Origin of the sequence: Bacteroides sp. 214 (assembly GCF_010501015.1) — a bacterium.
GTDB lineage: Bacteria > Bacteroidota > Bacteroidia > Bacteroidales > Bacteroidaceae > Bacteroides.
In genome coordinates, this window is the sequence record NZ_QVML01000015.1 from 101,790 (window position 1) to 118,383 (window position 16,594).

Below are 16,594 nucleotides of genomic sequence, written 5' to 3' on the forward strand. Positions count from 1 at the left end.
TAAGAAAGTTAAAACTTGAAATTCCACGAGATAGAAGGCACGTAAGTAAAGAGTGTATAGCGATAGGCAGAGGTCTTCGTGGGGTCGTCCTCGTTTGTTTTGAAACGAATCATGTAAGCATTGCGCTGTCCGTAAGCGTTGTAAAGGCTAAACGCAAGTTCCGATTCGTATCTTGCCGTCTTCTTGAGTTGCAAGGTAGCACCAATATCGAGCCGGTGATAATCGGGAGCGCGATATCCGTTTCGTTCGGCATAGTACATCACATTCTGTCCTTCTATCTGATACTTACCACTTGGATAAGTAATGGCATTCCCTGTGTAATATACCCACGAAGCCGAGAGCGTCCACTTTCTACTTAGTTCATAGATGCCAACAACGGAAATATCATGTGTACGATCCTGATAAGCATTATACCAGCGATTTTCGTTTATCCCGTTAATCTTCTTTTCGGATTTTGCCAATGTGTAACCAATCCAGCCATTGAGTCGCCCCACCCGCTTACGAAGCATAAACTCCACACCATAAGCACGTCCTTTACCGGTTAGTATCTCGGTATCTATCACATCATACGCTTCAAACTCGGCATGATCTTTATAATCTATCTGGTTGCGCATATTCTTATAGTACGCTTCTACGCTAAATTCATACCTGTTGTTAGCGAAGTTGCGATAGTAGCCCAACGTAAATTGATCCGATATCTGTGGTTTGATATTGTTAGAGCTGGATGTCCATCGGTCGAATGGAGTTCCTTGATTGGTATAAGTAAGCAGGTGCATATTCTGCGTAGTACGTGCATAAGATGCTTTGAGAGACGACTCATTGGTTAGTTTATACACCGCTGAAAGACGTGGTTCGAGGTTGAAGTAGGTCTTCACGAATTTGCCCGCACCGTACCAAGTACTGTCCACCACTTGTTTGTCTTCGTCGAGCGTATAGTACTCACCCTTTCCCATTGCCGAAAAAGCAGAAAGTCGTAAACCGTACAACACTTCCAAGCGGTCGCTCAATTTGAGTTGATTGGATACATACAATCCGTTTTCCCACGAATAGCGGTGGAGCAAGTTGAGCTCATCTTTATAATCGGATGTCAGTTCATAATCTCCCGGCGCTATATCATGGTAGATAGATTGCAACCCAAACCTCCACATGTTATTTGCATTTGGTTTATATTGATATTCCTGCTTCAACCCATAATCGCTTATTTTGGCATCGCCCTTCAAGTCCATACCCATTTCTATGCCATAGTCATAACTATAGCGGTTGTACTGCAAAGAAGTACTTAGAAGCCATTTAGAGTTCATGGTATGCGTCCATTTAATATTGGCAAAAGCATTGCCCCAGCCCATATCGGCAAAGTCTTTCATTATCATTTTATCTCTTCCAAGATAGCCCGAAACAGAGAGTTGATCTTTTTCCGTGAGGGCAAAGTAGAGTTTCATGTTAAGGTCGTAGAAATAGAGGTAAGCATCAGCAGCTTTCTCAACACCCGACATACGAGCTATTGCATCGGCATACGTACGGCGCGCTCCCAATAAGAAGGATGATTTTCCTTTCTGTATTGGTCCCTCCACGTTCAGTTTAGAGGAAATCAATCCAATACCACCCGACAGTTTATAATCCTGCATATCGCCGTTACGTTGTTGCACATCGAGTATTGCCGAAAGGCGTTCACCGTATTGAGCAGGGATAGGTCCTTTGTAAAGTGCTACGTCACGAATCACATCGGAGTTAAAAGTAGAGAAGAAACCCATTAAATGCGAAGCATTATAGACCGAGACATTGTCGAGCATCACCATATTCTGATCGGAGGTGCCACCACGTACAAAAAAACCGGTACTACCTTCGCCAGCAGTTCTTACACCGGGCATCAACTCAAGGGACTTAATAACATCACGTTCGCCCATCAATACCGGGAGTTTGTTAAGTTGGGCTATTTCCATCTTGGTAACACCTACCTGCGGGTCGCTGACATTGGCATCCACCCGCTCCGAAGTAATAACAACCTCTTCCAGTTCAATAGAAGATTGAGAAAGAGCAATATGCTGACGAATGTTTTTATCGATTAAGCGAATGTTGATTTCTTTTTCATTATAGCCCAAATAGTTTACTACCAACGTGTGAGTTCCCGCAGGAAGTGTAAGATCGTACCAACCGCGTGAATCGGTTATTGCGCCTATTGTTGGCTTTTCTTTAACTTGCAGAGATACACCGATGAGGGTTTCCTGCGTTTTAGCATCAGTCACCATGCCGGTTACTTTATATCCTTGAGAGAATATGGGCAGGGAAAAAACAATACAGAGAAGAAAGAAAATCGCGCGAGAGAATGCCGAATGTTCAATCATTAGAGGAGTTTTATCGTTACTATTTATTTACTGTCGCGGCGAAATTAGTAAAGATAGTGTGAATAGGAGTAAAAGAGAGGTTAAAAGAAGTAATAGGAAAAGAGAGCAAAAAAACTCCCCGCCCTTTTTGACAGGACGGGGAGGAATGTTTTTTAGTTATTTTCAGGACGCAACTTGCGAACTACCGCACCTGCCTGCCACATTTCGCTTTCGCGAAGTGCTTTCAGTTCTGCTTCCAATCCCTCACGATAATCGGGTTTAGAGTTGGTATCGATAGAACGTTGTGCTTCGTTACCTACCTTTACTTCGTGATACAGTTTCTCGAACACTGGTTTGCTGGCATCATGGAAAGGTCCCATCCAGTCTAACGCGCCACGTTGAGCAGTAGTAGAGCAGTTGGCATACATCCAGTCCATACCCTTCGCTGCGAACAATGGCATTAGTGATTGAGTCAATTCTTCTACAGTTTCGTTAAATGCTTCCGAAGGAGTATGTCCGTTAGCACGCAATACTTCGTATTGAGCCAACAAAATTCCTTGAATAGCACCCATCAATGTACCACGCTCTCCGGTAAGGTCTGAATATACTTCGCGCTCGAAGGTTGTTTCGAACAAATACCCCGAACCAACACCGATACCTAATGCTACCACACGATTGAAGGCATTGCCCGTAGCATCTTGGAAGATAGCGTACGAAGAGTTCAAACCGCGACCTTCGAGGAACATGGTACGCAATGAAGTACCCGAACCTTTGGGAGCTACCAATATAACATCTACATCAGCAGGAGGAACAATACCTGTACGTTCTTTGTATGTTACGCCAAAACCGTGCGAGAAATAGAGTGCTTTGCCTGGAGCTAAGCAAGCTTTTACAGTTGGCCACAACTCAATCTGAGCTGCATCCGAAAGCAAATATTGGATGATTGTACCGCGCTGGCAAGCTTCTTCAATTTCAAAAAGAGTTTCACCCGGCACCCAACCGTCGGCTACTGCCTTGTCGTACGTTTTACCTTTACGCTGACCGATGATTACGTTAAAGCCATTGTCGCGTAGGTTCAACGCCTGTCCCGGTCCTTGAACGCCATAGCCAATAACAGCAATAACTTCATCTTTCAATACTTCACGTGCCTTTTCTAATGGAAATTCTTCACGGGTTACTACGTTTTCAACCACGCCTCCAAAATTCATTTGTGCCATTTGTTTCTTTGTTTTAATTATTAATTGAGTTATTTATTTTATTATTCAAAAAGTACCTTTCCTCTGCAAATCACCTCTTCGCCGTTTCTGCGTACCTCTACATGATACTCCACCGGACTAACTTCTTCTTTATAGAACTTCAGCTCGTCGCCATAACGTGCTTCCGCAATGTAGGCTATTTCAAAGCGACGTACGCGCATTACTTCATAAAACTGTAACGGGAACAGGTTAAGGATGTGTTCAATATAGCGAATACTATTGACGTGTCCGTTTATATCAATGTCGCAGTAGCGGGCTATAGACATATCCACCATTTCTTGTGCGGCAACTTTTATGCGCGAATGCTTTTCAATAGGACACTCTTTATCATCCACGTAATCCGCGATATTGCCACCATGTATACTCAGCAGATCTACCGGTTTGCGTGTATTCATATTTATCATCGCCCACACCGAACGTGCATAACCTATGGGCTCGCCATCTTGATTCAGCACCGCGAAGTTACGGTCGGTAAACAAACGATATACATTCTCTACCCAAGTTTGCACGGTAAACGCTTCGTTCTGATTGGGCATATCAATCATCTCTATAGCCAATCGCGAAAGTACCCATGTGTAGTTCTCTTCGTTCAATTCCGAGATACCAAATCCTCTATCCGCCGCATGAAAACCGGCGCAATTCAAGAAGTGGTTACCCAACACACCAAATGTTAGTTTCCCTTTGAAATCTACATGAAAAGGTTCGGCGATAAACTTATAGCTACCTACTTTTTCCTTATTGCTCATAATTCTTCTACTTGTTTTTTATACTTTTCATCACGCATTGTCAGGTATTCATTTACCCGTTCAAAGCAACTGGTAGTAATTGCTACCCTGCCCGATCGCACAAATTGCAACACACAATTCAAAGCTTTCAATTCATCGTAAAGCGCTGTTATCTCTTCGCTCAATCCATTCTTCTCCACAATAGAAAATACAGGATTCACCTCTACAATTCTTGCGTTATATCTGCGAATCACTTTCGACGCCAATGGATTTTCTTGAAACTCGGGTGTAGAAAGTTTGTATAGTGCTATTTCATGAAAATAGATTTCATCATTGGTAAAGTAGTGTGCCTGCAGCACATCTATCTTTCGCTCAATTTGTCGCACTACCTTTTCAATCATATCTTTGGTAGTCCACGTGGTTATGGTGTATTTATGTATCCCTTTAATGGACGATGCCGACACGTTCAGACTCTCAATATTGAGTTGGCGACGGGTAAACACTGCCGTTACCTGATTGAGCAAGCCTGCAATATTCTCTGAATGAACAATGAGTGTATATAATGTTTTCTCCATATTCGTACCTTTTTAACATTCCAACAACATCTGATTTACCGAACCGCCCGGAGGAGTCATCGGCAATACATTTCCTTCTTCTACTACACACGCTTCAAGAATAAACGCTCCTTCGGTGGCCAGCATTTCCTTAATAGCATCTTGCAATTCTTCACGATCAACAACCCTGCGCGACGGTATATTGTACGCCTCTGCTATCTTCATATAATCGGGGTTTACCATCGGTGTAAAAGAGTAACGTCTATTAAAGAACATGGCTTGCCATTGGCGCACATTACCCAAAAAGTTGTTATTTAACAAAACAATCTTCACCGGCGCTTGTTGCTCCATAACTGTGCCCAATTCTTGTATATTCATCTGCAAACCACCATCACCCATGAAGGCACAAACCGTGCGATGAGGTGCACCAAACGTAGCACCAACCGCTGCCGGAAGCGAAAAGCCCATTGTTCCCAACCCACCAGAGGTTACAATGCTGCGTTTTTGCGTAAATTTGAAATAGCGGGCAGCCATCATCTGGTTCTGGCCTACGTCCGTAACAAGTATTGCTTCATTGGCAGTAGCTTCGCTCACAGCGTTTACTACTTCGCCCATGTTCAGAGGACCTTCCTGTGGGCATACCTCCTTGCTGATAACCTGATTGTATTCCTGTTCGGCATACGGGGCAAAACTTTCAATCCACTCGGAATGCTTATTAACGTTGATAGCAGCGGTTAATCGTTGCAATGTTTTTCTGCAATTACCCAGTAACGGTATATCTACCTTTACATTCTTATTAAATTCGGATGGGTCGATATCCAAATGAATAATGGTTGCCTGTTTGGCATACGTATCTAATTTGCCGGTTACCCGGTCGTCGAAACGCATACCTATCGCAATCAACACGTCGCACTCGTTGGTCTTGATGTTGGGCGCCAGATTTCCGTGCATACCCAACATTCCTTTATTCAATGGATGTGCAGAAGGAATTGCAGAAAGTCCCAACAGGGTACATCCACAAGGAATATCCGCTTTCTCTAAGAAAGCAGCCAATGCTTGTTGTGCATCACCAAGCTCCACACCCTGCCCTACTAAGGCTAAAGGCTTTTTAGCATTGTTGATTGTTTTAATAGCAGCCTGCAGTTGCGCCTCGTCTACATCCGGATCGGGGTCGTAACTACGGATAAAATCGACTTTCATCGGTTCGTATTCGGTCATGCCTACTTGTGCGTCTTTAGCAAAATCGAGTACAACCGGACCCGGTCTACCACTTTTCGCAATATAGAAAGCACGCGAAACAGCCCATGCCACATCTTCGGCACGTTGTATCTGGTAGCTCCATTTGGAGATAGGCTGTGTTACACCTACAAGATCCACTTCTTGAAAAGCATCTGTACCCAAAAAAGGAGTTGCCACTTGTCCGGCAATAACTACAATCGGTGTACTGTCAATCATAGCATCGGCTATACCTGTTATGGTATTGGTAGCACCCGGCCCACTGGTAACCAAGCACACACCCACCTCGCCCGAAACACGTGCAAAACCTTGCGCAGCATGTGTGGCACCTTGTTCATGGCGAACAAGAATATGTTTAAAGGTATCCCGGTAGTCGTACAACGCATCAAACGCTGGCATAATTGTTCCACCCGGATAGCCGAATATTTGTTTTACATTGTGGTGCTTCAAGGAGCGCATCAACGCTTCGGCACCTGTGAGCCTCTCCCCTGCCCTCTCCGAAAGAGAGGGAGAAGAGTTTGATTTATCTTGAACTTCCATATTTATTTTTCTTTTATTCTAACTTTAATATTCCCGTGGGGGTTACTTTCCTTCTCCCCCTCTTTCGGAGGGGGTTGGGGGGAGGCATCTAACTGCTCCTTTATCTGCCGAACTTACCATACTGGCGTATGCCTTGAGGCTTTTGGGAACGTAACGTTCGCGGGTTACGGGTGTCATGGGACGAGCTGCAAGTTCTGCATCCGATAGTTGTACCCGAATAATTCTCTCCGGTATATTTATCTCGATGATGTCGCCATCCTGTATCTTTCCTATGTTTCCTCCGGCAGCAGCCTCAGGCGAAATATGTCCGATACTCAACCCCGAAGTCCCTCCACTAAAACGTCCATCGGTTATTAAGGCACATGCCTTGCCTAAGTGGCGCGATTTTATGTAAGAAGTGGGATATAGCATCTCTTGCATGCCCGGCCCGCCTTTGGGCCCTTCGTGAGTGATGACAACAACATCGCCACTGACGACTCGTCCGCGCAGGATGCCATTGCAAGCTGCTTCCTGCGAATCGAATACTTTGGCAGGACCTGTAAACTTCCAAATGCTTTCGTCTACACCGGCAGTCTTTACTACGCAACCATCTTGTGCAATGTTTCCTTTCAATACAGCTAACCCGCCATCTTTGGAATAGGCATGTTCTATATCGCGAATACACCCTTCGGCACGGTCGCTGTCCAATGTATTATAATAGGTATCTTGCGAGCCCAACACAAGATTAAACGTTCCGGCAGCAGCACTTTTATATTTTCGTATTGCTTCTGGTGCAACATTCGGGCTTGTTATATCGTTTTTATCAATGGCTTCGGCAAGCGTCATATTATCTACACGCAACACAGAGGTATCCAACAAACCACCTTTTGCCAGTTCAGCAAGTATGGCGATTATTCCTCCTGCGCGGTTTACATCTTGTATGTGGTATTTTTGCGTATTGGGTGCTACTTTACACAAGCAGGGGGTCTTGCGCGAAAGTGCGTCAATATCATCCATCGTAAATTCCACCTCTGCCTCTTGTGCTATGGCAAGCAGGTGCAATACTGTATTGGTAGAACCACCCATAGCTATATCCAATGTCATGGAATTTAGAAAAGCGGCACGTGTGGCAATGCTTCTTGGCAATACACTTTCGTCGCCATCGCGATAGTATTTGTAGGCATTTTCAACGATAAGTTTCGCGGCATCTTTGAACAGTTGCGTGCGATTGGCGTGCGTAGCAACAATAGTACCGTTGCCGGGAAGTGCCAAACCGATGGCTTCGTTCAGGCAATTCATGGAGTTAGCAGTAAACATACCCGAACAGCTTCCGCAAGAGGGACAAGCACTAGCCTCGATAGCTGCTACCTCAGCGTCGCTCACGCTTTCATCCGCCGATTTTATCATGGCATCAATCAAATCGAGATGCTGTCCGTTGAGTTCTCCGGCTTCCATAGGTCCACCCGACACAAACACAGCTGGAATATTCAAGCGCATGGCAGCCATAAGCATACCCGGCGTAATTTTATCGCAGTTGCTAATGCACACCATAGCATCGGCTTTATGCGCATTAACCATATATTCTACACTGTCGGCAATAATATCGCGCGAGGGCAGGGAGTACAACATTCCATCGTGTCCCATGGCTATTCCATCATCAATGGCGATGGTATTAAATTCGGCAGCGAAGCAGCCCAGTTTCTCTATCTCCGCCTTCACCTGCTGACCGATGTGGTGTAAATGCACATGCCCCGGCACAAACTGTGTAAACGAGTTCACAATAGCAATAATAGGTTTCCCCAGTTGTTCTTTGGTCATACCGTTGGCTGTCCACAACGCGCGTGCCCCTGCCATTCTACGCCCTTGGGTACTAAACGAACTTCTTAACTGCTTTTTCATGTTAGCGAATCTTACTATCTATTAACTAAAAAAGCCCTCCTCACACTGTGAGAAAGGCTTCTGCTATATCATAATACATTATAAACAAATACACATAACCTTTCTCACGCTCTTGATGTGACCACCACGAGGTTAATAATAATTAGAGAGAGGTTTAACAATGTACTATTCATAATTGCTTTTTCTTTTCATTTGCGCTACAAAGGTAAAGGCTTTTTTATAAAACACAAACAAAATGAATAATAAAAAGCAATTAAAATGATTTTTCGTAAGATAACAGGGGATTTAAGTAGGTTTTTATCACTTAACAGAGAAATTTCTCGCCCACCTCAAAGCAAGGACACGCTTTCAGTCACTCTTGCAGTTCAATAGTACGTCTACCCTGCCATCAGACATCAATTGCCGGTTGCTTTAGCTGCCGGGTTTGTGAATCATCTCCTTTTCTTGGCTTTAGCCAAACCTTGTCCTTCTTTTGGCTAAAGCCTTGTTTGTATTTGCCTCCTCTCCGTCGGTTAAAACCGACGGCAATTGATGTCTTTTCGCTCCTTCTCTTCCTTCCATTGATAGTATCATAAAGCGCTGAAGGCGCGCCATACTTAGCCCAGCGGTCAGCGAGCAAAGCGAGTGCAGCCCTAGGGTTGGAATCGACAACATGAATTTAAGCTCTGTAAGAGCGGCACACTATTGTCTTTTCTTTGTGTCACTCTTTCAGAGTTCCATGCCGATAGTGGATTACCTAAACCCAGGGTTGCGGTCGCTTTGCTCCCTGACCCCGGGCTAAATACAACGTACCTTCAGCGCTATCACGGCTCCCCAAAATGATCCACAATCTTCTTTACTTGCGCCTTGGTATAAATGCGCGTGTATTTATTCATGCTATTCAAACCTAAATCGTTTTCGTAAAGCCGAGACAGCTTCATCCAGCTATTGAACATTCTAATGGCTGTACTATAAGCATAGCCGGGAAAATACAGTCGTACTAAATCTGCTTTGACATAACTGCGGAGTTCGAAGGGTTGTTCTATATAATTTTCATTCATGATTTATTTAGTTTTTGACGAACCGACTTGTGAGGTAAGTTCGTTGTTTGTAATTTTGATGATAGTGATAGTAAGCAGCTACCACCAATGGTGGGATGGTAGCTGCTTGGGTGATTTAATTGCTTTAATGATTAACTACTGCAAAGCACTCATGTCAGAAATGCTAGATTCGAGATATATCATATAAATATGTTCCACAGAACCAGAAAGAAAAAACAGATTATGTTTGGAAAATAAGTAAATAAGATAATTCTTGTTGGTGTCTTTTCCAAAAGCGGGATAAGGTTCATGACCGACTAGGGGAAACATCTCTTCTGCATTCCAGAGAACATATAGTCCATCGTCATAAATGCCTTTTTTAATGTAGTTGTCAAATAGTCCACGAATACCATCCTCGCGATATGTTTTATCTATTAATGAGTCGGCCTTAATTCTGTATTGAGAATACTTCTCATAGAAAGACGTAGATACACGTATTGAGGTTCCTTCTCTCAAACATTTCAGAACAAAGTCTTCTGCATTTTTAACCTGACAGTTTTCCGCTAATTCTCTCACCAAAGTTTCAGAATAGAGTGCTAATAGAATTATTTCGGAGTTCTCAGTATGAATCAAAGGGCATATATACGCATCTGATTCTACAGCCTCTTTTAAGTAGTCGTTACTACTGCATGAGGCAAGAATGAGAATGACTATATTGATAAAAATCAATATACAGCTATTGTTTTTTAAACTATTCATTTCGTATTCCATATTAGTTACTCCATGTAACCTTCACAAGCAAATTTAAGCAATTATATGCAATTCCTATTATGTTGTTCATCAAATTTCTCCCCCTCAACTCAAAGTTTTTATTCTAACTATTGTGTGGTGATAAGAGCATACAAGAAGGGGCCCCTTTTCGGAGCCCTTTCATCTGCTGATTACAGTAACGTCATCGCATTCGCCCCCAGCGCACCTGCTATGGCACTGGCTACAGCGATAATTGCTTTGAGGATTATATCCCAAGTCTTTCTTCTACTCATAATTATCTCCTTTCTTTAATTATTGTACTGATAGTTTACGGAACTCCCGCCTGCCACCCGCTTGGGTACCGCTTGGGGTGGCAGTGCGAAGATTGTTCCTACGTTTTTTCCTTTTCGCCGTATGGCTTATGTGGTTGGGTCTTCAAAATCGCCGCCGTCGCCACCATCGCCACCATCACCGTTGCTATTTTCGGACGTATCCTTTTCGCTTTTGATGTAGAACTCCACATTGTTTGCTCCGCCACGTGTGGTGGCGATGCTATCGTTAACTAGGCGAAATGTGTTGTCTACCGAAAAGCGTACGTTTACGCGATGAATGTTTCGCACGGTGCAGTCTTTCTCCAGCTCTGTGCCTTGACAGTTGAAGGTGATGTGGAAAGTGCCCAAACCGGCTATTTTTACTTTGTCGCCCATGACGAGAATCTTTCGCAGCGAACGAATGAAAGATTTCATTACATGGGTTACATCTTCGGCGCTCATACCGCCAACTAGTTCGGTTTCGGACGCCACATCGTCGATGGTGTAGAGGCGTGCGTGTCCCGGATCTCGTTTGAGGTAGTTTAATACCGGAGAGGTGGGATCACTAACAATTTTATTGCGCTTACAGCGCACTACAGGAATACTCATAAATTTCTAAATTTTAGGGTTAGTTGTAACAATAAGGATATTAAAATCTCCGTCTGAGGGAGCGCGCTTCCCTCTTTCGTTGACACAAAGATAAGGCATCGAAAAGGGAGGCACTCCGAGTTAAGCAAACCTATTCTCGGAAGGAGAAAATAATTCAAAAAACACGTTATATTCCTGTTGTGGCTGTTGTTTTTAGTTAGGGTTCGCCCAAATGGGCTACAATAATCCGTACCTGTTCGAGGGTATAGATACGGGTTTGCAGCGTGGCTCCCGAAGCATAAAACGCTTCTCTGAACTTTTGCGAAACCCCTATCCATGCGTTAAACTTTTTCAACGCCGTAGAGAGCGTGTAACCGGGCAGGTATAGCTTCACTAATTCATCCTTTGTGTAACTCTTGCACACAAACGGGCTGTCCATCTCTTTACCCTTCATTGCACCCTATATTTTGCGGATTCTCAAACAGCGGAGCCATGCTCGTTCCGGGCACAACCCAGTTTCGGTTATCGAACGGCATGCCCCGCGGCACAAACCGTCCGTTGTTGGCATTGAACACGAAGGAGGCAGTGCCTTTATCGCCCAAGTGCCTGAACTTCACCTTCTCTACGTGCACACGGGTAACGCTTGCTTCGCGATCTCGCTCCACCACCAGTCCGTAGTCGCACTTGTTGAAGAAGGCTGCCGAGCCGCTGATGTCGTACAAATCGGGCACTACGGCAGATTTGCTGCCCAACTCGCGGTTCATCTTGCGCGGATGCGCCACCAGTATCACCAAGCAGCGGTTGCGACGGGCAAAGGTGGTGAGTTTGTTCAAGAACCTGTTCATGTATTGCGTTTCTGTTTCGCCACGTGCCACGAGGTGGTCGATGCTATTGAGGGGGTCGATAACAAACACCCGTATGCCGCGACGGTAAATGAGTTCGCGGGCTTTGGAGAAGATATTATCGACCGTAAAATCGTCTTTGGGAAGTATAGATACCACGTTCTCTTGCAGGTACTCAACGGTGTCGCGATAGAGGGCATCGGACATGGAATCTTTATGAAAACGCCGTCCGGTGAGCTTCTCTGCCAACTTTTGCAGATGATAGACCATGGGCATGTTTTCGGGACTGAAGTAGGCCACGCGCCAGTGGTGGCGCAGGTTGAGGCGTAGCACCAGCTCGTCTACAAACTCGGACTTGCCGCAGCCGGGTATGCCGGTGAGCACACAGATGCGTCCCGGCTCAAAGGTACATAGCTCGTCGAAGTTTTCCCAACCGGTTTCGGCGCCGCTACCCAGTCCGTTTTCGTAGAGGGCGCGCAGCTCGTCGCTCAGTTCATCGGCGGTGTACACCCCTTCGAGTGGCGCAGGCGGAGCAGCGGCAAGGGCAGCCTTCAGGGCATCGGCACCGTGAGATTGCTGCAACAGCTCGTTGGCATCTTTCAAGGGTGAGAGGTCTACAACGCGGCATCGCTCGGTTCCGAGGCGACGCAGCAGTTCATCGCGCAGCTCCAGCCCTTTGTGGTCGGTATCGGTGCAGATGTAAATCACCCGTTTGTCGTCGAAGTGGGTGGGCAGAAAGCGGTCTAACCACGAAAGATTGCGGTTGGCACCACCGGGGGCAGATATCACGTCCGTTCGACCAATGGCCATGAAGGATAGCGCGTCTATTTCGCCTTCGGTGATGATGCACTCTTCCGTGCCCAGTATGCCGTTGATGTTGTAGGGAATCATTTCGGCACCTGCCACGAGCTTGAAGTTCTTGGCGAGGTCGCGAAACTTGGTGTTCACCAAGCGGTTGCCTTCGTAGTAGTTGAAGCAAATGCATAGCTCCTTCTGGCGTGTTTGCGGCATGTACTCCACCGCCGAGGTGATGCCCGCAGCAATGAGGGTGCTTGCCGGAATGGCGCGCCGGGTGGAGAACCACGTCACCACCTCCTGCGCCAGCACAGCGGTTTGGGGTGGCGCTATGGGCAGGCGTGGGGCAGGTTTTGTGTCTCGGGCATTAAGCGTCCAGTTGCAATAGTGGCAATAGGCAAGTCCGGTGTCAAGGTTTACGCTAAGCGATTTATCGCGTTTATTACTGCGGCGGTCGCGGCATTGCGGACAGAATGTTTTCATTCGTCCACTGGTTTTTCCGCCTGTTTGTACGTTGAATTTCTCGAAGTTTATCATCGTTTTCAGAGTTTATTGTGAATAAAAAAAGAGTGTTTTCCATGCCCAATTTGCTTATGGCATTTGCTCCCTGAGACTATGGCATTTGGGTTAAATGCCTATGGTTCAAGCATCAAATGCTTATGGCTTGCGGGGCAAATGCTATAGGCAGATGGTTAGCGCATCCAGTTGTTGGTGACTTCGTTCCACACGGCGTTTGCGGTAGGTCGCGGTGGTGCATGCCGTGGTATGGGACAGCCGAAGTAGGTTCGTTCGCCGGTTATGGGGTCTACGTCTTCGAAGCGGTGTGGCGAGTTTTTTTGCTCTTCGGCTTCGCGCTGCGAAATGAGCTCGGCCACATGTTTCTGCGTGACGGTGCCCTGCCGCATGTAGTTGGCAATGTACGCTTTGGCTTCGCTGAGCGATGATATTCTGCTTTCGCTGCCCTGCGTCTTTACGTGCTGCCTGAAGGTTTCGAACACAAATGCCCGGTGTTTCATGAAGCGCATACTCAAGCCCGACCTCATGGCAATCAGCTCTACCCATGCTTCGTCATTCATGGCTTCGTTCAGGTGGTGCTCCCATCCCAAAAAAACACCAATTTTACTGCCGACGTCGACGCCGTCTTTTTTAACTACGACAGTAGTTTTTTTCTTATTATCTAATCTAGTCTTATCTAATGCTGGTGCATCGCTGGTAAATCGTCCATTGCCATCTCGCTCCGATTTGTCACTTCTTTTCTTACCCGATTTGGCATACTGAGCTTTTTTCTTGTCGTACATTTCCATCACTCTGTCAAGGTAAGGAGATGAGACAACCTCTTCATCTTCTTCGTTGGTTATCTCAAAGAGATTGTAGTCGCACAACACCCTTTCTAGCTCCGGTAAGCGTATTTTATACTTTCTTGCTAATGCTTTTATAGTACTCTTTGCACACCTGTAATCACTACTTATCCGTAGTTCGTTTAAGATAAGCAAATAGATTGCATAGGCTTTTACCCCATGTGCTTCGATTAGTTTTGCAAATGGTATACTGTTAATTAAATTCGTTTCAAGCGGGAAGTAGTTTTCATTCCTCTTCAGGTCGCGTTCAGCTCGGCTTCCGCTCGGCTTCGCATCATGTTGCTTCATTGTTCGTTCTTTTTTTAATTCAGTTTTTATGCTGAATGCTAGTTCTACATTTTATTACTTACTCATTTTGTTCGCTTAGAAAAGAGTCATTCTGCGGGTAGTTAAGTCGCCGAATTTTTTCATGACACAAAAGACGGAATAAATTACGAAACAAACAACTATTCCTTACAAAAAATGAGGCATAAATACGCTTTATATTTCGACGTGTTACTTCTATATACAGAACCTGTATAAAAACATACAGACAATCGATTTTTATGTCGAAAAATATACATTAAATGTATTTATTGAATATTTACTTGCTTTTCTTGAGTTTATCTCTACCTTTGAAACAACAATAAGGCATATTATGAATAAAACGGGTACGATAGGCGAACGAATCGCGCTATTGGTAGAGCGTTTCGGACAAGGACGAAACACCAAATTGGCTATACTCATAGGCAGTAGCGAAGGAAACATCAGAGGGTACATAAACAAAGGAGTCATTCCAAAACAAGATGTATTGGAACGCATCGTAAGGTCATTGGGCGTGAGCACCCGATGGCTATTACTGGGCGAGGGCCCTATCCTGGCAGAAGAGTGCGAAAAACAAATCAGGGAATATCAAGACACAGCACACGTGCCCATAGTAGAGATTGCCGCAGCAGCCGGGGTATTGGGATACGACAACTCAAGCTATATAGAGGTGGCAGATACCATCAATATACCCTATAGCATGTTGGCACGCAACAAGAAATACTTCTGCATCCGCGTGAAGGGAGAAAGCATGGCTCCTACCCTGCTGGATTCGGGCTACCTCATTGTCAGGCTGCTGGAACGAAGCGAATGGCACGACATGAGAGACAAGTACGTGTACGTTATCAGCACCACAGAAGGGCTGGCTTACGTAAAACGCGTCAAGAACCGCCTGAACCAAATGGGATTTATTGTTTGCACATCAGACAATCCCGACAAGGTGTCTTACCCCAATTTCAACCTCCGGGAAGAAGAGCTGCATAGCGTATTGTGTGTGGAGTGGTACTTCACGGCAAAGACACCGAACATACACGAAACGTATTACAAAAAGGTGGAAGACCTCGAAGATAAATACGATTACATACAAATGCAGTTGGAGGAGATTAGAAAGAAAATGGGATAGAGCAAATTGAAACCATTGCGCAACAAAACTAATTAATATATAAAAGGAGCAGATAATATATAGTGGCATTCGTTAATAAAGCAACTTATTGCTACCTTTGCGTAATTTCTGAAAATTCACTAATAACATTATCTGATGAAATCAACCCAAAACAAGTACATTACCGTAGCCTATAAGCTATATGCTACCGACGAAGGCGGCGACCGCGATATGGTAGAAGAAGCAAAGGCGGATCATCCTTTCCAATTCATTTCGGGAATGGGTACGACACTCGATTTTTTTGAAAACGAAATCACCAAACTAGCCAAAGGCGAGAAGTTTGATTTTGATATACCTGTAGACGAAGCATACGGAATGTATATTGACGAGTATGTGATAGATCTACCCAAAAACATCTTTGAAGTTGACGGACGCATTGACACCGAAATGATCAAAGAAGGCAACATCGTTCCATTGATGGATGCCGAAGGTCGCCGCATGAATGGCGTGGTAGTAGAAGTTAAAGAAGAAGTGGTTGTTATGGACATGAACCACCCACTTGCCGGTTCGGTACTAACATTCGTTGGCGAAGTAATTGAAAATCGCGACGCTACACCCGAAGAGATTCAAGGAATGATTAACATGATGAGCGGAGGCGGTTGCAACTGCGGATGCGATAGCGGCGATTGCGATAGCGATTGCGGAGGAAGCTGTCACTAAGTCATTATAACTTATACACTTAAGAAATAAACCCTCGACGATTACTCGTCGAGGGTTTATTCGTTTATAATTATATCTGCAAGCAGAAGGCTGAAAGCCTGACATTGAGATACCCCCTACAACGAAGCCTAATATTGAATACAATTACATCCGCAAGCAGAAGGCTGAAAGCCTGACATATTTAGCCTGGGGTAAAACCCAGTCGTGTTCGGAAGATGTATCTTTCTGATACATAGAGTTTTTCATTATTTAAATACTAAACGTTTATCTTTTTCGTTATATAAAACAACATCAAT

The 16,594-nt window shown here is 44.9% G+C and carries 15 protein-coding genes; 2 read left to right on the forward strand and 13 right to left on the reverse strand.

Going from position 1 to position 16,594, the window contains the following annotated elements:
- Positions 1–8: 8 nt before the first annotated feature.
- The 13 genes from D0T50_RS10930 to D0T50_RS10990 all read right to left on the reverse strand — a co-directional run bounded on the left by D0T50_RS10930 (position 9) and on the right by D0T50_RS10990 (position 14,461).
- Entirely contained in the window at positions 9–2,342 is a 2,334-nt protein-coding gene (locus tag D0T50_RS10930) for a TonB-dependent receptor (protein WP_163223561.1), read from the reverse strand.
- A gap of 152 nt (positions 2,343–2,494) precedes the next feature.
- Complete coding sequence (gene ilvC / locus D0T50_RS10935; protein ID WP_163223562.1) at positions 2,495–3,538, reverse strand: ketol-acid reductoisomerase; 1,044 nt, start codon at positions 3,536–3,538, stop codon at positions 2,495–2,497.
- 41 nt (positions 3,539–3,579) lie between these two features.
- A complete protein-coding gene (locus tag D0T50_RS10940) occupies positions 3,580–4,323 on the reverse strand; it encodes an acyl-[acyl-carrier-protein] thioesterase (protein WP_163223563.1) in 744 nt (247 codons plus the stop codon).
- Positions 4,320–4,877, reverse strand: a complete 558-nt coding sequence (gene ilvN, locus D0T50_RS10945) for an acetolactate synthase small subunit (protein WP_163223564.1) — start codon at positions 4,875–4,877, stop codon at positions 4,320–4,322. Before ilvN ends, D0T50_RS10940 begins: the two co-directional genes overlap by 4 nt.
- Before the next feature lie 12 nt (positions 4,878–4,889).
- Positions 4,890–6,632: a biosynthetic-type acetolactate synthase large subunit gene (gene ilvB, locus D0T50_RS10950; protein WP_163223565.1), complete on the reverse strand. Its 1,743-nt coding sequence runs from the start codon at positions 6,630–6,632 to the stop codon at positions 4,890–4,892.
- Positions 6,633–6,674: 42 nt separating this feature from the next.
- Positions 6,675–8,510 carry a dihydroxy-acid dehydratase gene (ilvD, locus tag D0T50_RS10955; protein WP_163223566.1) on the reverse strand — a complete coding sequence of 612 codons (1,836 nt, stop codon included), beginning with the start codon at positions 8,508–8,510 and terminating at the stop codon, positions 6,675–6,677.
- A gap of 803 nt (positions 8,511–9,313) precedes the next feature.
- Positions 9,314–9,550, reverse strand: a complete 237-nt coding sequence (locus tag D0T50_RS10960; protein ID WP_163223567.1) for a DUF4248 domain-containing protein — start codon at positions 9,548–9,550, stop codon at positions 9,314–9,316.
- A gap of 135 nt (positions 9,551–9,685) precedes the next feature.
- Positions 9,686–10,288 (reverse strand): hypothetical protein, encoded by a 603-nt coding sequence (locus D0T50_RS10965; RefSeq protein WP_163223568.1) that lies wholly within the window; start codon positions 10,286–10,288, stop codon positions 9,686–9,688.
- 182 nt (positions 10,289–10,470) lie between these two features.
- The gene (locus D0T50_RS10970) at positions 10,471–10,572 is read right to left on the reverse strand and encodes a smalltalk protein (protein ID WP_163223569.1); all 102 of its coding nucleotides are present in this window, start codon (positions 10,570–10,572) and stop codon (positions 10,471–10,473) included.
- 126 nt (positions 10,573–10,698) lie between these two features.
- The gene (locus D0T50_RS10975; protein WP_163223570.1) at positions 10,699–11,199 is read right to left on the reverse strand and encodes an HU family DNA-binding protein; all 501 of its coding nucleotides are present in this window, start codon (positions 11,197–11,199) and stop codon (positions 10,699–10,701) included.
- A 196-nt stretch (positions 11,200–11,395) separates the two neighbouring features.
- The gene (locus tag D0T50_RS10980) at positions 11,396–11,632 is read right to left on the reverse strand and encodes a DUF4248 domain-containing protein (protein ID WP_163223571.1); all 237 of its coding nucleotides are present in this window, start codon (positions 11,630–11,632) and stop codon (positions 11,396–11,398) included.
- Entirely contained in the window at positions 11,622–13,352 is a 1,731-nt protein-coding gene (locus D0T50_RS10985) for a bifunctional DNA primase/helicase (RefSeq protein WP_163223572.1), read from the reverse strand. The genes D0T50_RS10980 and D0T50_RS10985 overlap by 11 nt, the downstream gene beginning before the upstream one ends.
- 155 nt (positions 13,353–13,507) lie before the next feature.
- Entirely contained in the window at positions 13,508–14,461 is a 954-nt protein-coding gene (locus tag D0T50_RS10990) for a Lin1244/Lin1753 domain-containing protein (protein ID WP_163223573.1), read from the reverse strand.
- A gap of 349 nt (positions 14,462–14,810) precedes the next feature.
- On the opposite strand from D0T50_RS10990, the gene D0T50_RS10995 reads away from it, so the two are divergent.
- Positions 14,811–15,599 carry an XRE family transcriptional regulator gene (locus tag D0T50_RS10995; RefSeq protein WP_163223574.1) on the forward strand — a complete coding sequence of 263 codons (789 nt, stop codon included), beginning with the start codon at positions 14,811–14,813 and terminating at the stop codon, positions 15,597–15,599.
- A 135-nt stretch (positions 15,600–15,734) separates the two neighbouring features.
- Positions 15,735–16,298 carry a peptidylprolyl isomerase gene (locus D0T50_RS11000; protein ID WP_163223575.1) on the forward strand — a complete coding sequence of 188 codons (564 nt, stop codon included), beginning with the start codon at positions 15,735–15,737 and terminating at the stop codon, positions 16,296–16,298.
- Positions 16,299–16,594: the final 296 nt, after the last annotated feature.